This is a genomic window from uncultured Reyranella sp., from assembly GCF_945957355.1.
Lineage (GTDB): Bacteria > Pseudomonadota > Alphaproteobacteria > Reyranellales > Reyranellaceae > Reyranella.
In genome coordinates this window covers 341,849-356,248 of the sequence record NZ_CAMFKM010000003.1, presented here as the reverse complement: position 1 = coordinate 356,248, position 14,400 = coordinate 341,849, and the positions used below count along the sequence as shown (strand labels likewise).

The window sequence follows — 14,400 nt, the reverse complement described above, 5'->3', positions numbered from 1 at the left end:
GGATTTCCGCATTAGACCGGACAGTCTTTGTCCGAGGAGTGTTACGATGAAAACCGTCCTTTCGACGGCCGCGGCCCTGATCGTCGCCGCGTCGAGCGCAAATGCCCAGATGCCTCCGGCCACCGGCACGTCAACGACGCCGGCTGCCCCGCCAGCCGGCATGCCCGGAAGTGCCCCCCAGACCGCTACATCGGCTCGGACGCAGATCGAGGCGAGCGGCTATACCAACATCAAGGCTCTCAAGCGCAAGGAGGACGGTTCCTGGGAGGCCCTCGCCACCAAGAACAACGTCGAGGTCGCCGTCTCCGTCGACACGACCGGGAGTGTCACGCAGACTTCACGATAGCCCGGGTGTGCAGGCGAGCCTGCACGCAAACAATGCGCGTATTATTGCGCCTAATGCGCAATAATATGTGTGCTATAGAGACTGCATGTCACTGTTGATCCTGGGTCTGGCCCTGTTTCTTGGCGTTCATTTCTTCACCACCCTGCGGTCAACACGGGCAGCGGTTATCGGGCGTTTGGGCGACGCGGCTTACAAGGGCATCTATTCCCTGCTGTCCGCGGCCGGGTTGCTCCTGATCTTCATCGGCTTCGGCAGTTATCGCAGCGCGGGCTACGTCCAGGTGTGGAACCCGCCCTCGCTTTTCCATCCAATTGCGCTGGTTCTGCTGTGGTTTGCATTCGTAGCCCTTACGGCGGCGTATGCGCCGCCGAGCCGGATCAAATCGCTGCTGCGGCATCCCATGTTGGTGGGAGTGAAGGCCTGGGCCCTGTCCCATCTCCTGGTGAACGGCGACCTGGGCTCAATGTTGGTGTTCGGCGGTCTGCTTGCCTGGGCCGTCTACGATCGCATTGCCCTGAAGCGCCGGGGCGATACGGGCGCTCCGCCGGTGGGGTGGTCGATCAACGATCTGCTGGTCGTCGGACTGGGGACCGTAGCCTACGTCGCCATGTTCTGGTTACACGACAGCTTGATCGGCGTTACAGCCGCATAGGCGTGCCGTCGCTGGCTCAATTGCATAGGCCATGATAGGTTCGACGGTAAATTCCGTCTCCCCCCAGTCCCCGAAAGCTGCCGAAATCCAGTGATCCTAGACGCACTGTTTCCAACCTATCGCTTCGACAAGGCCGAGACCGACGATCTCGTGGTCATCGATCGCTGGTCATATACTTGGGCGGCCTTCGGCGGCCCGCTTTTCGTGCTTTCGAAGCGACTCTACTTCCTGGCTTTCATTGACCTTCTCGCCATGATCGCCATTGCCGGCGGGATAATCTTCGGTCTCACCGTCATCGTCTACCTATTCAGCGCCTCGCTGGAAGGCATGCTGCTGATGCTCATAACCGTCGTCGGCGGCATTGCATTGAACGGCGTCATGGCCGTGCGTCTGGTTCGCTACGGCTACCTGCAGAGAGGCTGGCGCCTCGGCTACTAGTGGTGATGCGGGTGGTGGCCGTGATGGTGCCCGCCGCCGAACCGGTCGATATGTAGCGGCTGCTTGGCGAGCCCCGGACAGAACGTGTTCACCACCTTCTCGAGCTTGTCGTAGAGCGCCTTGGCGGGCTTGCGGCCCCGCTCCAGCCGCTCCCGCGCCTTCTCGGCCAGGCGGGCAAGCTGGGCCATGTCGACGTTCAGCAGCTTGCGGTCCTCGAGGATCATGCGACCGCCGACCATCACCGAATGCACGGCGGAACCGTCCTCGGTATGGACGATCTGGTTGGTCGGATCATTGAACGGGATCCAGTTGATGTGCCCGAGGTCGAGGAACACGATGTCGGCCTTGTAGCTAGCCTCCAGTTTGCCGATCCTGTCGCCGAGCCCCAGCGCCCGCGCGCTGCCCGCCGTCGCCGCATGCAGCACTTCCTCGGTCGTGATCCACTCGCGGTTATCCGGCCCCTGCACCTTGGAGACCATCGAAGCCAGCCGCATGTTCTCGTACATGTTCTGATTGTCCGAACAGCTCGCGCCATCCGTCCCGATGCCGACATTGACCTTGGCATCCAGCATGCCCCGCATGTCGGCGATGCCGTTGCCCAGCACCATGTTCGAGCCGGGATTATGCGAGACCGAAGCCCCCTTGTCGCCGAGCAGCTTCATGTCGTCCCCGTCGAGCCACACACCGTGCGCCACGGTGAACTTCGGTCCGACGAGGCCCAGCGAGTCCATGTAGGCGGTGAGCGAAGTCCCGTAGAGCCGGTAGCCGGCGATCACCTGCACTTTCGATTCGGAGACATGGGTATGAAGACCGGTATCGTAGTCCTTGGCGAGCTTCAGGCAGGCCAGCAGGAACTCCCGGCTGCAGTGATGCGGGATGGTCGGCGCGACCGCCAGATGAACGCCCAGGCGGTCGAGCTTCCAGCCGTGCAGCGCCTTCTTCATCTGCTTCACGCTCGCCTTGTAGGGCGAGAACCTATAGGCCTCGACCTCCTTCTGCAGTGACCGCGGCAGCTGCTCCATCAGGCCCGGGATCGCCTCGAAGAAGCTGGTGTCGGCGACCATCGGCGCCAGCATGGCCCGCATGCCGACATCGGCATAAGCCTGCCCGATCGCAGCGAGGCCCTCAGCCGTCGGCATGGGGAACTCGGCCGCCAGGTCATAGGCTGCGGTGCAGCCTTTCATCACCATCTCAGCAGCCCCGATCAGGCTCGACAGGTACTTGTCCTCGAGCGTGCGAGCGCCGCTCATGTAGGGGCCAGCCGTCAGCAGCAGCTCGAGAGTCACGCGGTCGACCATGCCCTTGGCGAGGTTGCCGTGGCTGTGCGTGTGGCCGTTGATCAGGCCGGGATGCAGCAGCTTGCCCCTGGCGTCGATCACGGTGGCCGACTCCGGCGCCGAGACCTTCGTCCCGATCTCCATGATGGTATCGCCGTTCACCAGGATGTCGGCCTTGGGGGCCGCATGCCCCTTGATGTCCACCACGCGGCCGCCGCGGATCACGGTCATCGAGGCTTTGGAGGCTTTCGCCATATCACACACTCCCCTTGCGCAGTCGGTCAGGCACCCGGAGTCGCATTGCTGCTCGACCATGGGAAGAACACCCGTTCGGCGACCACCACGATCTGGAACAGAACGACACCCATCACCGACAGGATGATAAGTGCCCCGAATGCCACGGGCACCTTGAAGAACGCCGTCGAGGTCTGGATCAGGAAACCCAATCCGGCATCGGCGTTGACGAACTCGGCGACGACGGCGCCGACAACGGCGAGCGAGATCGCGACCTTGAGGCCTGCGAAGATGAAGGGAATCGCATAGGGTAGCCTGATCCGCAGCAACTCGCTGAGCTTCGAGGCGCGGCAGGCACGGCTCAGTTCGATCAGCTCCGGAGGTACCGAGAGGAGCCCGGTCGCGATCGAGATGACCAGCGGGAAGAACGCCACCAGCACGGTGATGACGATGCGCGGCAATTCGTTGGTTCCGAGCAACACCACGAGGATCGGAGCGAGCGCTACCTTGGGGATCGACTGGGTCCAGACCAGGAAGGGATAGACGGCCGCCGCGATGGCGGGCGAAGCGGTGAGGACTACCGCCAGCGGCAGGCTGATGAGGATCGAGACCACGAACCCCAGCATGACGGTCTTGAAGGTCGCCATCGTATGGCCGGCCACGGTGGGGCCGATGGCCATCGTTTCGTTCCAGATATCGACCGGCGACGGCACGAGATAGCCAGGAATCTGGAAGAGGCGGCAAGCGCCCTCCCATGCCACGAACAGCCCGATCGTGGCCAGCAGCGGCACCACCATCTCATAGAGGGCGGCGCTCCTCCTTCGTCGTCGGGGCGGCTTCGGCCGCTCTTCAAGCGGCGGCGCGGCCTGGACCGACATGGCGTGTTCCGAAGATGAGTTGGCGGATGCGCTGGCTGGCCTCGTGGAATTCCGGCGAGGCCTCCGTCTCGAAGCTGCGCGGGCGCGGCAGGCCGATATCGATGATCTCGGCGATCCGGCCGGGCCGCGGCGACATCACGACCACGCGATCGGCCAGCACAACGGCCTCCGTGATCGAGTGCGTCACGAACAGCACGGTCTTGGGCCGCTCGCTCCAGATGCGCAGCAGCTCCATGGTCATCTCTTCGCGCGTCAGCGCGTCGAGCGCCCCGAACGGCTCGTCCATCAGCAGGATGTCCGGATCGTGCACCAGCGCCCGGCAGATGGCGACCCGCTGCTGCATCCCGCCCGACAGCTCGCGCGGCGACTTGCCTTCGAAGCCCTGGAGGCCGACCAGCTTGAGTAGCGCCATCGCCTTGTCGGTGCTGGTGGAATCGATGCGGTGCATCATGCGCAGCGGGAACAGCACGTTGTCGAGCACGCTGGCCCAGGGCAGCAGTGTCGGCGCCTGGAACACGATCCCGGTTTCCGCCCTCGGCTCGGTGATCTCCTGCCCTCCGATGAAGGCCCGGCCCGCCGTCGGCAGGATCAGGCCGGCCACGATGCGCAACAGGGTGGACTTGCCGCAGCCCGAGGGCCCCACGAGAGTGATGAACTCGTTGCGGCCGATCTCCAGCGACACGTCCTGGAGCGCCGTGACCTGGTCTCCGTCACGACTGTTGAAGATGCGCGTGACCCGATTGAGCGAGATCACTTCCCGCCCCCTACTTGGTGACCTTGCTCGTGTCGATCGCGGTCTTGTAGTCGAACCCGGGCTTCAGCTCGTTCGCCGTGGCGATCGTCTCCCACGAGAACTTGAGCCGCTCCGGGCTTTCCTTGCCCCAGCCGAATTCCTTGCTGTGGTCGTTGAAGACGAACTTCATCACCGCCTTCACGCTGCCCATGCAGTCGTCGAGCTCGACCTCGGGAAAGCGCGCGACATGCAGCTTGCAGGCTTCCTCGGGATTGGCCGCGGCCCATTCGAAGGCTTCCTTGGTCGCGGCCAGGAAACGCCTCACCAGGTCCGGCTTGTCCTGGATCATCTTGTCGGTGGTGATGAGCGAGGCGGCGTAGATCTTGAAGCCGACCTCGACGAACGGCAGCGGCAGGATCTCCTCGCCCGCCTTCACCGCGGCCTTGTTGATGTAATAGTAATGGATCGAATAGAACGGCGCGGCATCGATGTTCTTGGCGATGAGCTGCGCCGCCATCGCCGCCCCGTCCATGTTCGTCCAGATCAGCTTGTTGGGATCGGTCCCCGCCTTCTTGGCGACTTCGGGGAAATAGAAGCGATGGCTGTTGCCCGGGGTAATGCCGATCTTCTTCCCCTCGAGGCCCTTGAAGGTCGTGATGCCCGAACTCTTCAGCACGAACAGCGAATGCGGCGATTCATTGTAGAGCACGGCGATGGTCTTGACCGGCACGTTGGTGCGGGCCCTTGCCGTCATGACGGCCGCGATGTCGGCGACGCCGAAATCGGCTGCGCCCGATGCCACCTTGGTGACCGTGTCGCCGGAGCCGTATCCGCGCGTGATGGTGATGTCGATGCCGTGCTTGGCGTAGATGCCCTTGCTCCACGCGCCATAGTACATCGCGTGCTCGCCTGACGGGATCCAGTCGGTCTGGAAGCGGACCTTGTCCTGGGCCAGCGCCGGCATGGCGGACAGCAGCGTCAGCGCAAGCGCCGCCAATCCGGTACGTCGGCGGAACGATGATGACTGCATGGCTGCCTCCCTGTCCGTGTCGAGCACTGCGAGAGGAAGCAAATTCGGTGCCACGCAGTTTTCACCCGACGAACCATCCCACCGTTGCAGCGACAAGGACGGCATACCGGGCCGTCTTGCCGATCGCGACCAGCACGAGGAACGGCAGCAGCGGCGTTCGCATCGCGCCGGCCACCACGGTGAGGGCGTCCCCGCCGAACGGCAACCATGCGAACAGCAGGGACCATACACCCCATCGGGCATACCAGCGCTCGACGCGCTCATAATCGCGCGCCTTCACCGGAAACCACGCCCGGTCATGGTAGCGCTCGATCAAACGGCCCAGGACCCAGTTGACTGCCGATCCCAGCGTATTGCCCACGCTGGCCACCAGCAGCAGCGTGGGCCAATGGGTCGGCTCGGCAACCAGCAGGCCGACCAGCACCAGTTCGGACTGGAAGGGAAACACCGTCGCGGCGAGGAAGGCGGCGGCGAACAGACCACCATGGCTCAAGACGAAATCGCTCATCGAGACTTGTCATTAGCGGCTGGAGAAGTGTGCGGATAGCGCGTTGAGATCAGGGCCATTTCCTGACGATCGCTTTCTGCGATCCGATGCAACACCTTCCACGGGGGCGACGTTGATCCGGCACAGCCCACGCCATTCACCCGCCACGGAGGAATACCATGAAGAAGACCCTCATGACGCTCGCCGCGCTTGCCATGACCGGGATCGGCACCGCCTCGTTCGCGCAGACGATGCAGCCGAGCACGCCGGCCGGCCGTGACATGAACTCGATGCCGGGCCAGACCAGCAATCCGAACACCAACTTGCCGGCAACTTCGCCGAACGCCACGGCCGCCGAGGCTGCGGCCAAGGCCCAGCTCGAGGCGAAAGGCTACAACGGCGTGAAGTCGTTGACACGGGACACGGCCGGCAACTGGACCGCCAAGGCGATGCGCAACAACGTCGAGGTCGCGGTGACGCTCGACCCGAAGGGAAATATCCGCGAGCAGTAGGAGCCACACCCTACACGCCTGCGGTACGGCGGAGCGCCCTATCCCTCATGGGGCGCTCCGTTCGTATGCCTGCGTCCGGGCACCGCAAAGAATGCCGTGCCGCCGTCATGGCCGCCGTCTAGGATGCAGGCCTTCACGCTCGGTCTGACGAGGGACATTCGGCATGCGCACCGTCAAGGACGTAACCTTCGACCTGCTCCGCAAGCTTGGCCTGACGACCATCGTCGGCAATCCTGGCTCGACCGAAGAGACGTTCCTAAAGAATTTCCCTGTAGATTTCGATTACGTGCTGGCCCTGCAGGAAGCCAGCGTCGTCGGTATCGCCGACGGCATCTCCCAGGGTCTCCGCAAGCCGGTCATCGTCAACGTGCATACCGGGGCCGGCATGGGCAACGCGCTCGGCTGTATCGTGACCGCTTACCAGAACAAGACTCCCTTGATCATCACCGCCGGCCAGCAGACCCGCGAGATGCTGCTGCTCGAGCCACTCCTGACCAACATCGACGCCGTGACTTTGCCGCGGCCTTGGGTGAAGTGGTCGTATGAGCCCTCGCGCGCCGAGGACATCCCCGCCGCATTCATGCGCGCCTATGCGACGGCCCTGCAGCAGCCTGCCGGACCGGTATTCCTTTCCCTACCGCTCGACGACTGGGACAGGCCGATGCCCGAGATCGATGCCTTCCGCACGATCGCCACGCGCGTCGGCCCCGATCCCGCGCGCGTCGCCGAATTCGCGGAGCGCATCAATGCCGCCAGGTCGCCCGTCATCGTCTATGGCTCGGACATCGCCCGCAGCCAGGCGTGGGACGAGGGCGTCCGCTTCGCCGAAGCGCTCGGCGTCCCGGTCTGGACCGCGCCCTTTGCAGAGCGCACGCCCTTCCCCGAAAGCCATCGCCAACATGCCGGCGCGCTTCCGTCCGCGATCGGCCCGCTGGGCAAGAAGCTGGAAGGCCACGACCTCGCGATCGTCGTCGGGGCGCCGGTCTTCCGCTACTATCCCTATGTCGGTGGAGACTATCTGCCGAAGGGGATGCGGTTGCTTCACGTCACCGACGACCCGAACATGTCGTCCAAGGCGCCGGTCGGCGACAGTCTGGTATCCGATGCCAAGCTCTTCCTCGAGGCGATCCAGCCGTTCTTGAAGAAGCGGACCTCATCCGTGTCCGCGCCCCTGCGCGCTGCGCCGAAGAAGCCCGACATGGAAGCGCAGCCTTTGGCCGCCGAGGCGATCATGGCCGCTGTCCGCGACGCCTGCCCGGCGGACTACGTGCTCGTCGAGGAAGCGCCCTCCGTCGTGGCTGAGATGCAGGACCAGTTCCGCATCGCAAAGCCCGATAGCTTCTACACTTTCGCCTCTGGCGGCCTCGGCTGGGACATGCCGGCTGCGGTAGGGCTTGCACTGGCGGAGCGAAGCAGCGGTCGCAATCGGCCGGTGATCGCCCTCATGGGAGACGGCTCGTTCCAGTATTCGATCCAGGCGCTCTACACCGCGGTTCAGCAGAAGGCGCACGTGGTCTTCGTCGTCTTGCAGAACCACGAATATGCCATCTTGAAATCCTTCGCCGAACTCGAGGAGACACCGAACGTGCCCGGCCTCGATCTGCCCGGCATCGATCTCGAAGCCCTGGCGAAAGGCTACGGAGCACCGGCGACGCTGGCCAAGACCGGCGCACAGGTGACGGCGGCCGTTGCCGCGGCCCTTGCCCGCCCTGGCGCGAGCGTCGTCGTCGTGCCCCTCACGCGGAAACGTCACTCCCTGCTTTGAGCGCCACCCGGCAAGCGACGGGTGGCGCGCGATCGGCCGTAGGCGAAGTAGATGACCAGCCCGATCGCGATCCAGAGGACGAGTCGCGCCCATGTCACCGGCGCCAGTCCGACCATCAGGCCAAGGCAGGACAGGATGCCGAGTATCGGCACCAACGGGACGGCGGGTACCCGGAATGGACGCGGGGCATGCGGCTCCAGGTGTCGAAGCCTCACCACCGACGCACAGACCATCAGGAACGAGAACAGCGTGCCCACGCCGACCAGCTCGCTCAGCGTCTCGATCGGGGCCACGGCGGCGATTGCAGCCACGATCAAGCCGATCAGGATCTGACTCATCCAGGGCGTCTTCAGCCGCGGATGAACGCGGCTGAACAGCGACGGCATCAGGCCGTCATTTGCCATGGTCGCGAAAATCCGACCCTGTCCGTAGAGCAGAACGAGGATCGCCGTCGTGATCCCGATCATTGCGCCGAGCTGGATCAGCGCGGCGAACCAGCCAATGCCCATGTGATCGACCGCCAGCCCGACCGGGGCCGCCACGTTCAGTTGATGGTACGGCACGACGCCGACCAGCACGCCCGCCACCATCACATAGAGGACCGTCGAGATCACGAGTGCGCCCAGGATGCCGATCGGCATGTCGCGCTGGGGCCGCCTTGCTTCCTGCGCACAATTGGAGACGGCGTCGAATCCGATGTAGGTGAAGAATACGACCGAGGCGCCGTGCAGGACGCCGCTCCATCCGAAGGTCCCGAATGTGCCGGCATTCGGCGGCACGAACGGCTGCCAGTTCGCGACCGAGACATGGCTGATCCCGAAGCCGATGAACGCCAGGATGACGAGCAGCTTGAGCGCCACCATGAAGTTGTTGAGTCGCGCCGACTCGCGCGTCCCCAGGACCAGCAGGAGCGTCAGAAGCGCCACGATCGCCGCGGCCGGCAGGTTGGCAATCGCGGTCGTCGTCGAGCCGTCGGCGAGCTGGACGGCCTGGCCGGTCGAGACCGACAGCCGGGGCGGAATGGCAAGACCGACGGAGGCCAGAGTGCCGTTGAAGTAACCCGACCAGCCGACGGCGACTGCAGCCGCACCGATCGAATATTCGAGGATGAGGTTCCAGCCGACCAGCCATGCCGCGAGCTGGCCCAGGCTCGCATAGGTGTAGGTATAGGTGCTGCCGGAAACGGGCATCAGCGCCGCCAGCTCCGCGTAGCAGAGCGCCACGAACGCACAGGCGATGCCGGCCAGCATAAAGGACACGACCACGGCGGGCCCGGCATAGAGGGCCGCGGCCGTGCCTGTCAGGACGAAAATGCCGGCGCCGATGATGGCGCCGATGCCCATGAACACGATGCTGATGGGGCCCAGGACCTTGGGCAAGGGCGCGGCGTGGGCGGCCGACGCCAGGATATCGGAAAGCAACTTACGCGACGCCGCGCCCTTGATCTTCATTCGGTTCCCCCGCCCCCTCTTAGCAAGACCGGGGCAGACACCCTATATAAACCGCATGCGTCCCACCCTGCTCACCCTCGTCTTCGTGATGGCCCTGGTCGCCGCGGCGGACACGGCCTTCGGCCAATTGGTGCCAGGCTCGATCGGCAATGGCGGCCGCATGCCCGACACCATGTCGCCCGGCGCCCTGCCGCCGCCTCCCGTCGCCCCGCCCGCGCCGGTCATGGCGCCGCCGGCGCCGCAGCCCAACACCTACTCCCTGCAGCGCGACCGACTCGAGAACCAGGGCTACAAGGTTCAGAGACTGGAAGAGCAGAATGACGGCTCCTGGCGCGCCAGGGTCAGCCGCGACCCCGTGCCGACCCGGCCTCAGGGCGTGCCGAAGAGGGTCACGATCCATCCCAACGGACAGGTGATCGAAGAGTACTGAGCCGGCGGCTACTTCGCCGTCTTGATGTTTGCGTCCTTGATGACCTTGGCCCACTTGGGGATGTCGGCGGCTATGGCGGCCCGGGTTTCCTCCGGCGTGCTGCCGAGGAGGTCGAGACCCATGGTGGTGAATTTCTTTTCCATCTCGGGATCGGCCAGCACCTTCAGCGACTCCGCCCGCACCTTGTCCACGATCGGCTTTGGCAGGTCGGCAGGCCCGAGCAGGGCAAACCACGAAGTCGCCTCGAAACCCGGAAAGCCCTGCTCCGCGAGCGTCGGCAGGTTGGGCGCACTCCGGGTCCGCTTCAACGAAGTAACCGCAATGCCGCGCACGCGGCCGTCGCGTACCAGCGGCATCGCCGCGCCGGCATTCTGGATGCCGACCTGGACCACACCGCTCATGAGATCCGCCATGTTCGCGCCGCGATAGGGAATGTGCTCCATCCTGATGCCCGCCAGGAAGCAGAACAGCTCGCCCGCAATGTGCTGCGGCGTGCCGACGCCCGGCGTGCCGTAGGACAGTTTCCCCGGATTGGCCTTGGCGTAGGCAATCAGCTCAGGGATCGATTTCACCGGCAGATCGTTGTTCACCATGAACAGCGATGGCATGACGAGCGAGGTCGAGATCGGCGTGAGATCCTTCAGCGGATCGAACGGGAGGGCCTGCATCGAGGGCAGGATGGTGATGGCGGCGTTTCCCGACCACATCAGCGTGTATCCATCGGGCGCCGCCTTGGCGACACGGTCGACACCGATCGCGCCCGAATTGCCGGCGATGTTTTCCACGATCACCGGTTGGCCCCAGGCCTCGGAAAACTTCTGTGCGAACATCCGCGCCGTGACGTCCGTCGAGCTTCCCGCCGTGAAGCCAACCACGATCTTGACCGGTTTGTCCGGCCAGTTCGTCTGGGCGGCGGCCGGCTGCACAACGGCCAGCGCAAGCAGGCATGCGAGGGCGCCTCGGATAGTTGACAGCATCGTGAAGTCCTCCGGGATTGCGGTCTTTGCCGCTTGACCCGGAGGGTATGGAGCTTGCACCCCGTCGGCAACCGCCTCTCGCCCGCGAGGTCCGTGCTGCGAAGTTTCGCGCCTGGACGTGCATCACCGTATCGATCGAAAGGTGGCTGTAAGCCCCGCGTGCGATATCCACAGCGTATTTCGGAGGATCATTTGGCTCTTTCCCATCCCGTAGACACTCACGTCGGAAACCGGCTACGGCAACGGCGCGCGCTCCTCGGCATGAGCCAGACGGATCTCGGCAAGGCCGTGGGTCTTACTTTCCAGCAGGTTCAGAAGTACGAACGCGGCTTCAACCGCATCAGCTCCAGCCGCCTGTTCGAGTTCGCCAAGGTCCTCGACGTCCCCGTGACCCACTTCTTCGATGGCATGGACCCCGCCGCCGCCGGGACCAAGCGCAAGCCCGGCCGCCCCAAGGCCGCCAGCAAGTCGGCCGATGGCGATCTCAACACCAAGCGCGAAACGCTCGAACTGGTCCGTGCCTACTACAAGATCCGGAGCAAGAGCCTGCGGACGAAGACGCTCGACCTGATCGAGGCCCTCGCGCGCGATTGACGGCGTCGCGAAACTTTCGGCCATTGGCGGCGTTGAGGAAAATTCGTTCCCTCTTTGCGGTCCGGTGTTCGGATATGCCTCGTCTCCCGGCTTTGGCCGCTGCCCTTCTGTTCACGCCAGCAATTTCGGCGTGCAATGACGGTCCGCCCCTGAAAGCGCCGCCTCCCGGCGCCCCCATGTCCACGGTCCGCTACCAGTGTGAGCAGAACAAGACGATCGTCGCGGACTACTATGACGGCAAATCGAGCGTCGGAGCCGACGGACGGCCGATTCCCGGCGGGCGGGTCGTGGTGCAGCTGAGCGACGGGCGCAAGTTCAGCCTGCCGCAGACGCTCTCAGGCTCGGGAATCCGCTATGCCGATGCGAGCGGCACTTTCGTTTTCTGGAGCAAGGGCGACACCGCCTTCGTCGAGGAAGGCGCCAACCAGACCGTGACCTACCGCGGCTGCGCACCGAAGCGCTGACGCCGCGCCGTCAGCGGCGGCCGGCCAGCGCGCGATTCTCCAACCGGCTCAACAGCCGCACGACCGGCCAAAGCAGCAGGAAGTAGATCACGGCGGCCATCACGATTGGCGTGGGATTGTAGGTGATGCTCTGCGCCTGCCGGGCCTCGTAGAGCAGTTCCGGCACGGCGACCACCGAACCCAGCGACGTGAGCTTCACGACTTCCAGCGTATTGGAGAGCAGGTCCGGCATCACGTTGCGCACCGCCTGGGGCAGCACGACGTAGCGCATGGCCTGCATCCGGGTGAGGCCGGTGGACCGTGCTGCCTCGACCTGGCCGGCGGGCACGGAATCGATGCCGGCGCGGAAGATCTCGCCGTAGTAGGAGCCGGTGTTCAGGAAGAAGGCGATCGCCACGCAGGCGAAGCCGCCCAGTTCGAGGCCGGCGAACGGAAGGCCCGCGAACAGCAGGACCAGGAGCACCAGCGGCGGGAAGGCCCGGAAGAAGTCGACCCAGGCCATCAGCGGCCAGCGCACAAGCGGATGCCTGATCGAGGCGAGCAGCGCCAGGATCAGGCCGCCCAGCAGGCCGAGCGGCACGACGATCAGCGACAGCAGGATCGTGTTCCAGAGGCCCGTCAGCACGATGGGCCAGGCCGCCTTCATGATCTCGATGTTGAAGAAGGCCTCGATCATCGCTTCCACGCGAACCTGGTCTCGATCCAGCGCGCCGCGACGACCACGGGGAGGAACAGGACGACATAGGCCGCCGCGCCCATCATCAGCGGCGAGGGATTGTACGAGTTGGACATGGCCGAACTCGCCTGCCCGAGGATCTCGGTCACGGCCACGACGGTGCCGAGCGCCGTTCCCTTGGTGATGGCGATGGTGCGGTTGGTCAGCGGCGGGATGGTGAGCCGGAAAGCCTGCGGCAGCACCACGTTGAACAGGGTCTGGCCGAACGACAGGCCGGTCGAGCGCGCGGCCTCCCACTGGCCCTTCGGGATCGATGTGATTCCAGCCCAGAAAATCTCCTCGGAGAAGGCCATCAGCACGAAGGCGAGCGATAGCCAGGTCGATACGAATCCCGACGGGGCCGGCCCTGCGTAGGGCAGCCCGAAATACATCAGCACGATGATGACCAGCGGCGGCAGCGAGCGGAACAGGTCGACGATGAAGATGATCAGCCAGTTGAGCGGCCGGATGGCCAGGCTGCGCAGCAGGGCCAGCGCTAGCCCCGCCCCGAGGCCGGTGACGATGATCAGCAGCGCGAGCTCGATGGTGACCACCACACCGGACAGGATATCCGGCAGGTACTTCACCATCACCTTCGCGTTGAAGAAGGTCTCGACGAACTTGTCCCAGCCGCTCATTGCCGTGCGGCCCTCAGTGCCGCTGGATCTGGCCGATGAAGGCGCGCGTGCGTTCGTGGGTCGGGTTCTCGAAGATCGCCGCGGGCGGCCCCTGCTCCACGGTCAGCCCGTCATCCATGAACACGACCCGGTCGGCCGCGTTGCGCGCGAAGCCCATCTCATGGCTGACGACGATCATCGTCATGCCGCTTTCGCGCAGGCCGCGCATCACCTCGAGCACCGACCCGACCAGTTCCGGATCGAGTGCACTGGTCGGCTCGTCGAACAGCATCACGCGCGGCTCCAGCGCAATTGAACGGGCGATGGCGACCCGCTGCTGCTGACCACCGGAAAGCTGGCCCGGCGTGTGGTCGGCGCGTTCGGCGAGGCCCACGCGCTCCAGCGCCGCCCGACCGAGAGCCTCGGCCTCGGCGCGGCCCTTGCCGGCCACCTTGCGCAGCGCCAGCGTCACGTTCCCCAGCGCCGTCATGTGCGGATAGAGGTTGAACGACTGGAAAACCATGCCGATGCGGCGACGGGCATGGTTGATGTCGGTCTTCGGGTTCAGCATGTCGATGCCGTCGACCACAATCGAGCCGGAGGACGGTTCCTCCAGCCGGTTGAGGCAGCGCAGCAAGGTCGACTTGCCCGAGCCCGACGGCCCGATGATGAAGACCAGCTCGCGCTCGTCTACCTTCAGATCGACACCCTTCAGGACATGAAGGGTGCCGAAATGCTTGTGGATGGCGCGCGCGTCGACGATGTGATTCGTTGCCATGAGCCTAATCCGTCGCCTCGAC

Annotated in this window: 18 protein-coding genes; 8 read left to right on the top strand and 10 right to left on the bottom strand. The window is 64.8% G+C overall.

Annotation, left to right across the window (positions count from 1 at the left end; translation table 11 throughout):
* Positions 1 to 46: 46 nt before the first annotated feature.
* From Q0Q48_RS07410 to Q0Q48_RS07400, 3 genes are all read left to right on the top strand, one after another.
* On the top strand, positions 47 to 346 hold the full coding sequence (locus tag Q0Q48_RS07410) for a hypothetical protein (protein ID WP_295136158.1): 300 nt from the start codon (positions 47 to 49) through the stop codon (positions 344 to 346).
* An 85-nt stretch (positions 347 to 431) separates the two neighbouring features.
* Entirely contained in the window at positions 432 to 998 is a 567-nt protein-coding gene (locus Q0Q48_RS07405; RefSeq protein WP_295136156.1) for an NnrU family protein, read from the top strand.
* Between the two features lie 90 nt (positions 999 to 1,088).
* On the top strand, positions 1,089 to 1,436 hold the full coding sequence (locus Q0Q48_RS07400) for a hypothetical protein (protein WP_295136153.1): 348 nt from the start codon (positions 1,089 to 1,091) through the stop codon (positions 1,434 to 1,436).
* Here Q0Q48_RS07400 and Q0Q48_RS07395 read toward each other — a convergent pair.
* From Q0Q48_RS07395 to Q0Q48_RS07375, 5 genes are all read right to left on the bottom strand, one after another.
* Positions 1,433 to 2,968, bottom strand: a complete 1,536-nt coding sequence (locus Q0Q48_RS07395) for an amidohydrolase family protein (RefSeq protein ID WP_295136151.1) — start codon at positions 2,966 to 2,968, stop codon at positions 1,433 to 1,435. The genes Q0Q48_RS07400 and Q0Q48_RS07395 overlap by 4 nt on opposite strands.
* 26 nt (positions 2,969 to 2,994) lie before the next feature.
* Positions 2,995 to 3,825, bottom strand: a complete 831-nt coding sequence (locus tag Q0Q48_RS07390; RefSeq protein ID WP_295136149.1) for an ABC transporter permease — start codon at positions 3,823 to 3,825, stop codon at positions 2,995 to 2,997.
* The gene (locus Q0Q48_RS07385) at positions 3,797 to 4,579 is read right to left on the bottom strand and encodes an ABC transporter ATP-binding protein (RefSeq protein ID WP_295136147.1); all 783 of its coding nucleotides are present in this window, start codon (positions 4,577 to 4,579) and stop codon (positions 3,797 to 3,799) included. Before Q0Q48_RS07385 ends, Q0Q48_RS07390 begins: the two co-directional genes overlap by 29 nt.
* Before the next feature lie 10 nt (positions 4,580 to 4,589).
* A complete protein-coding gene (locus Q0Q48_RS07380; RefSeq protein WP_295136145.1) occupies positions 4,590 to 5,588 on the bottom strand; it encodes an ABC transporter substrate-binding protein in 999 nt (332 codons plus the stop codon).
* Between the two features lie 61 nt (positions 5,589 to 5,649).
* Positions 5,650 to 6,096, bottom strand: a complete 447-nt coding sequence (locus tag Q0Q48_RS07375; RefSeq protein WP_295136143.1) for a YqaA family protein — start codon at positions 6,094 to 6,096, stop codon at positions 5,650 to 5,652.
* A 158-nt stretch (positions 6,097 to 6,254) separates the two neighbouring features.
* On the opposite strand from Q0Q48_RS07375, the gene Q0Q48_RS07370 reads away from it, so the two are divergent.
* On the top strand, positions 6,255 to 6,587 hold the full coding sequence (locus Q0Q48_RS07370) for a hypothetical protein (protein ID WP_295136141.1): 333 nt from the start codon (positions 6,255 to 6,257) through the stop codon (positions 6,585 to 6,587).
* A gap of 163 nt (positions 6,588 to 6,750) precedes the next feature.
* The gene (gene mdlC, locus Q0Q48_RS07365; protein WP_295136122.1) at positions 6,751 to 8,352 is read left to right on the top strand and encodes a benzoylformate decarboxylase; all 1,602 of its coding nucleotides are present in this window, start codon (positions 6,751 to 6,753) and stop codon (positions 8,350 to 8,352) included.
* On the opposite strand, the gene Q0Q48_RS07360 is transcribed toward mdlC, so the two are convergent.
* Positions 8,337 to 9,803 carry an amino acid permease gene (locus Q0Q48_RS07360; RefSeq protein ID WP_295136120.1) on the bottom strand — a complete coding sequence of 489 codons (1,467 nt, stop codon included), beginning with the start codon at positions 9,801 to 9,803 and terminating at the stop codon, positions 8,337 to 8,339. The two genes, mdlC and Q0Q48_RS07360, sit on opposite strands and share 16 nt — an antisense overlap.
* Before the next feature lie 55 nt (positions 9,804 to 9,858).
* Between Q0Q48_RS07360 and Q0Q48_RS07355 the strand changes: the two genes are divergently transcribed.
* A complete protein-coding gene (locus tag Q0Q48_RS07355) occupies positions 9,859 to 10,233 on the top strand; it encodes a hypothetical protein (RefSeq protein ID WP_295136118.1) in 375 nt (124 codons plus the stop codon).
* 8 nt (positions 10,234 to 10,241) lie between these two features.
* On the opposite strand, the gene Q0Q48_RS07350 is transcribed toward Q0Q48_RS07355, so the two are convergent.
* A complete protein-coding gene (locus tag Q0Q48_RS07350; RefSeq protein WP_295136116.1) occupies positions 10,242 to 11,210 on the bottom strand; it encodes a tripartite tricarboxylate transporter substrate binding protein in 969 nt (322 codons plus the stop codon).
* Positions 11,211 to 11,303: 93 nt separating this feature from the next.
* Here Q0Q48_RS07350 and Q0Q48_RS07345 point away from each other — a divergent pair, with 93 nt between their 5' ends.
* Both Q0Q48_RS07345 and Q0Q48_RS07340 read left to right on the top strand, forming a co-directional pair.
* Complete coding sequence (locus Q0Q48_RS07345) at positions 11,304 to 11,804, top strand: helix-turn-helix transcriptional regulator (RefSeq protein ID WP_366915272.1); 501 nt, start codon at positions 11,304 to 11,306, stop codon at positions 11,802 to 11,804.
* A gap of 176 nt (positions 11,805 to 11,980) precedes the next feature.
* Positions 11,981 to 12,268 carry an MliC family protein gene (locus tag Q0Q48_RS07340; RefSeq protein ID WP_295136112.1) on the top strand — a complete coding sequence of 96 codons (288 nt, stop codon included), beginning with the start codon at positions 11,981 to 11,983 and terminating at the stop codon, positions 12,266 to 12,268.
* Between the two features lie 10 nt (positions 12,269 to 12,278).
* Here Q0Q48_RS07340 and Q0Q48_RS07335 read toward each other — a convergent pair whose 3' ends face one another.
* The 3 genes from Q0Q48_RS07335 to Q0Q48_RS07325 are packed head-to-tail and all read right to left on the bottom strand — an operon-like array spanning position 12,279 to position 14,378.
* Positions 12,279 to 12,944: an amino acid ABC transporter permease gene (locus Q0Q48_RS07335; RefSeq protein ID WP_295136347.1), complete on the bottom strand. Its 666-nt coding sequence runs from the start codon at positions 12,942 to 12,944 to the stop codon at positions 12,279 to 12,281.
* Entirely contained in the window at positions 12,941 to 13,621 is a 681-nt protein-coding gene (locus Q0Q48_RS07330; RefSeq protein WP_295136110.1) for an amino acid ABC transporter permease, read from the bottom strand. The genes Q0Q48_RS07335 and Q0Q48_RS07330 overlap by 4 nt, the downstream gene beginning before the upstream one ends.
* A 13-nt stretch (positions 13,622 to 13,634) precedes the next feature.
* Positions 13,635 to 14,378, bottom strand: a complete 744-nt coding sequence (locus Q0Q48_RS07325; RefSeq protein ID WP_295136108.1) for an amino acid ABC transporter ATP-binding protein — start codon at positions 14,376 to 14,378, stop codon at positions 13,635 to 13,637.
* Positions 14,379 to 14,400 lie beyond the last annotated feature (22 nt).

Excerpts from the sequence above, each read along its gene's own strand:
- Q0Q48_RS07380 (WP_295136145.1), bottom strand. The coding sequence starts at position 5,588 with ATGCAGTCATCATCGTTCCGCCGACGTACCGGATTGGCGGCGCTTGCG.
- Q0Q48_RS07335 (WP_295136347.1), bottom strand. The coding sequence starts at position 12,944 with ATGATCGAGGCCTTCTTCAACATCGAGATCATGAAGGCGGCCTGGCCC.
- Q0Q48_RS07325 (WP_295136108.1), bottom strand. The coding sequence starts at position 14,378 with ATGGCAACGAATCACATCGTCGACGCGCGCGCCATCCACAAGCATTTC.
- Q0Q48_RS07405 (WP_295136156.1), top strand. The coding sequence starts at position 432 with ATGTCACTGTTGATCCTGGGTCTGGCCCTGTTTCTTGGCGTTCATTTC.
- Q0Q48_RS07330 (WP_295136110.1), bottom strand. The coding sequence starts at position 13,621 with ATGAGCGGCTGGGACAAGTTCGTCGAGACCTTCTTCAACGCGAAGGTG.
- Q0Q48_RS07355 (WP_295136118.1), top strand. The coding sequence starts at position 9,859 with ATGCGTCCCACCCTGCTCACCCTCGTCTTCGTGATGGCCCTGGTCGCC.
- Q0Q48_RS07395 (WP_295136151.1), bottom strand. The coding sequence starts at position 2,968 with ATGGCGAAAGCCTCCAAAGCCTCGATGACCGTGATCCGCGGCGGCCGC.
- Q0Q48_RS07340 (WP_295136112.1), top strand. The coding sequence starts at position 11,981 with ATGTCCACGGTCCGCTACCAGTGTGAGCAGAACAAGACGATCGTCGCG.
- Q0Q48_RS07360 (WP_295136120.1), bottom strand. The coding sequence starts at position 9,803 with ATGAAGATCAAGGGCGCGGCGTCGCGTAAGTTGCTTTCCGATATCCTG.
- Q0Q48_RS07410 (WP_295136158.1), top strand. The coding sequence starts at position 47 with ATGAAAACCGTCCTTTCGACGGCCGCGGCCCTGATCGTCGCCGCGTCG.
- mdlC (WP_295136122.1), top strand. The coding sequence starts at position 6,751 with ATGCGCACCGTCAAGGACGTAACCTTCGACCTGCTCCGCAAGCTTGGC.
- Q0Q48_RS07390 (WP_295136149.1), bottom strand. The coding sequence starts at position 3,825 with ATGTCGGTCCAGGCCGCGCCGCCGCTTGAAGAGCGGCCGAAGCCGCCC.
- Q0Q48_RS07370 (WP_295136141.1), top strand. The coding sequence starts at position 6,255 with ATGAAGAAGACCCTCATGACGCTCGCCGCGCTTGCCATGACCGGGATC.
- Q0Q48_RS07375 (WP_295136143.1), bottom strand. The coding sequence starts at position 6,096 with ATGAGCGATTTCGTCTTGAGCCATGGTGGTCTGTTCGCCGCCGCCTTC.
- Q0Q48_RS07350 (WP_295136116.1), bottom strand. The coding sequence starts at position 11,210 with ATGCTGTCAACTATCCGAGGCGCCCTCGCATGCCTGCTTGCGCTGGCC.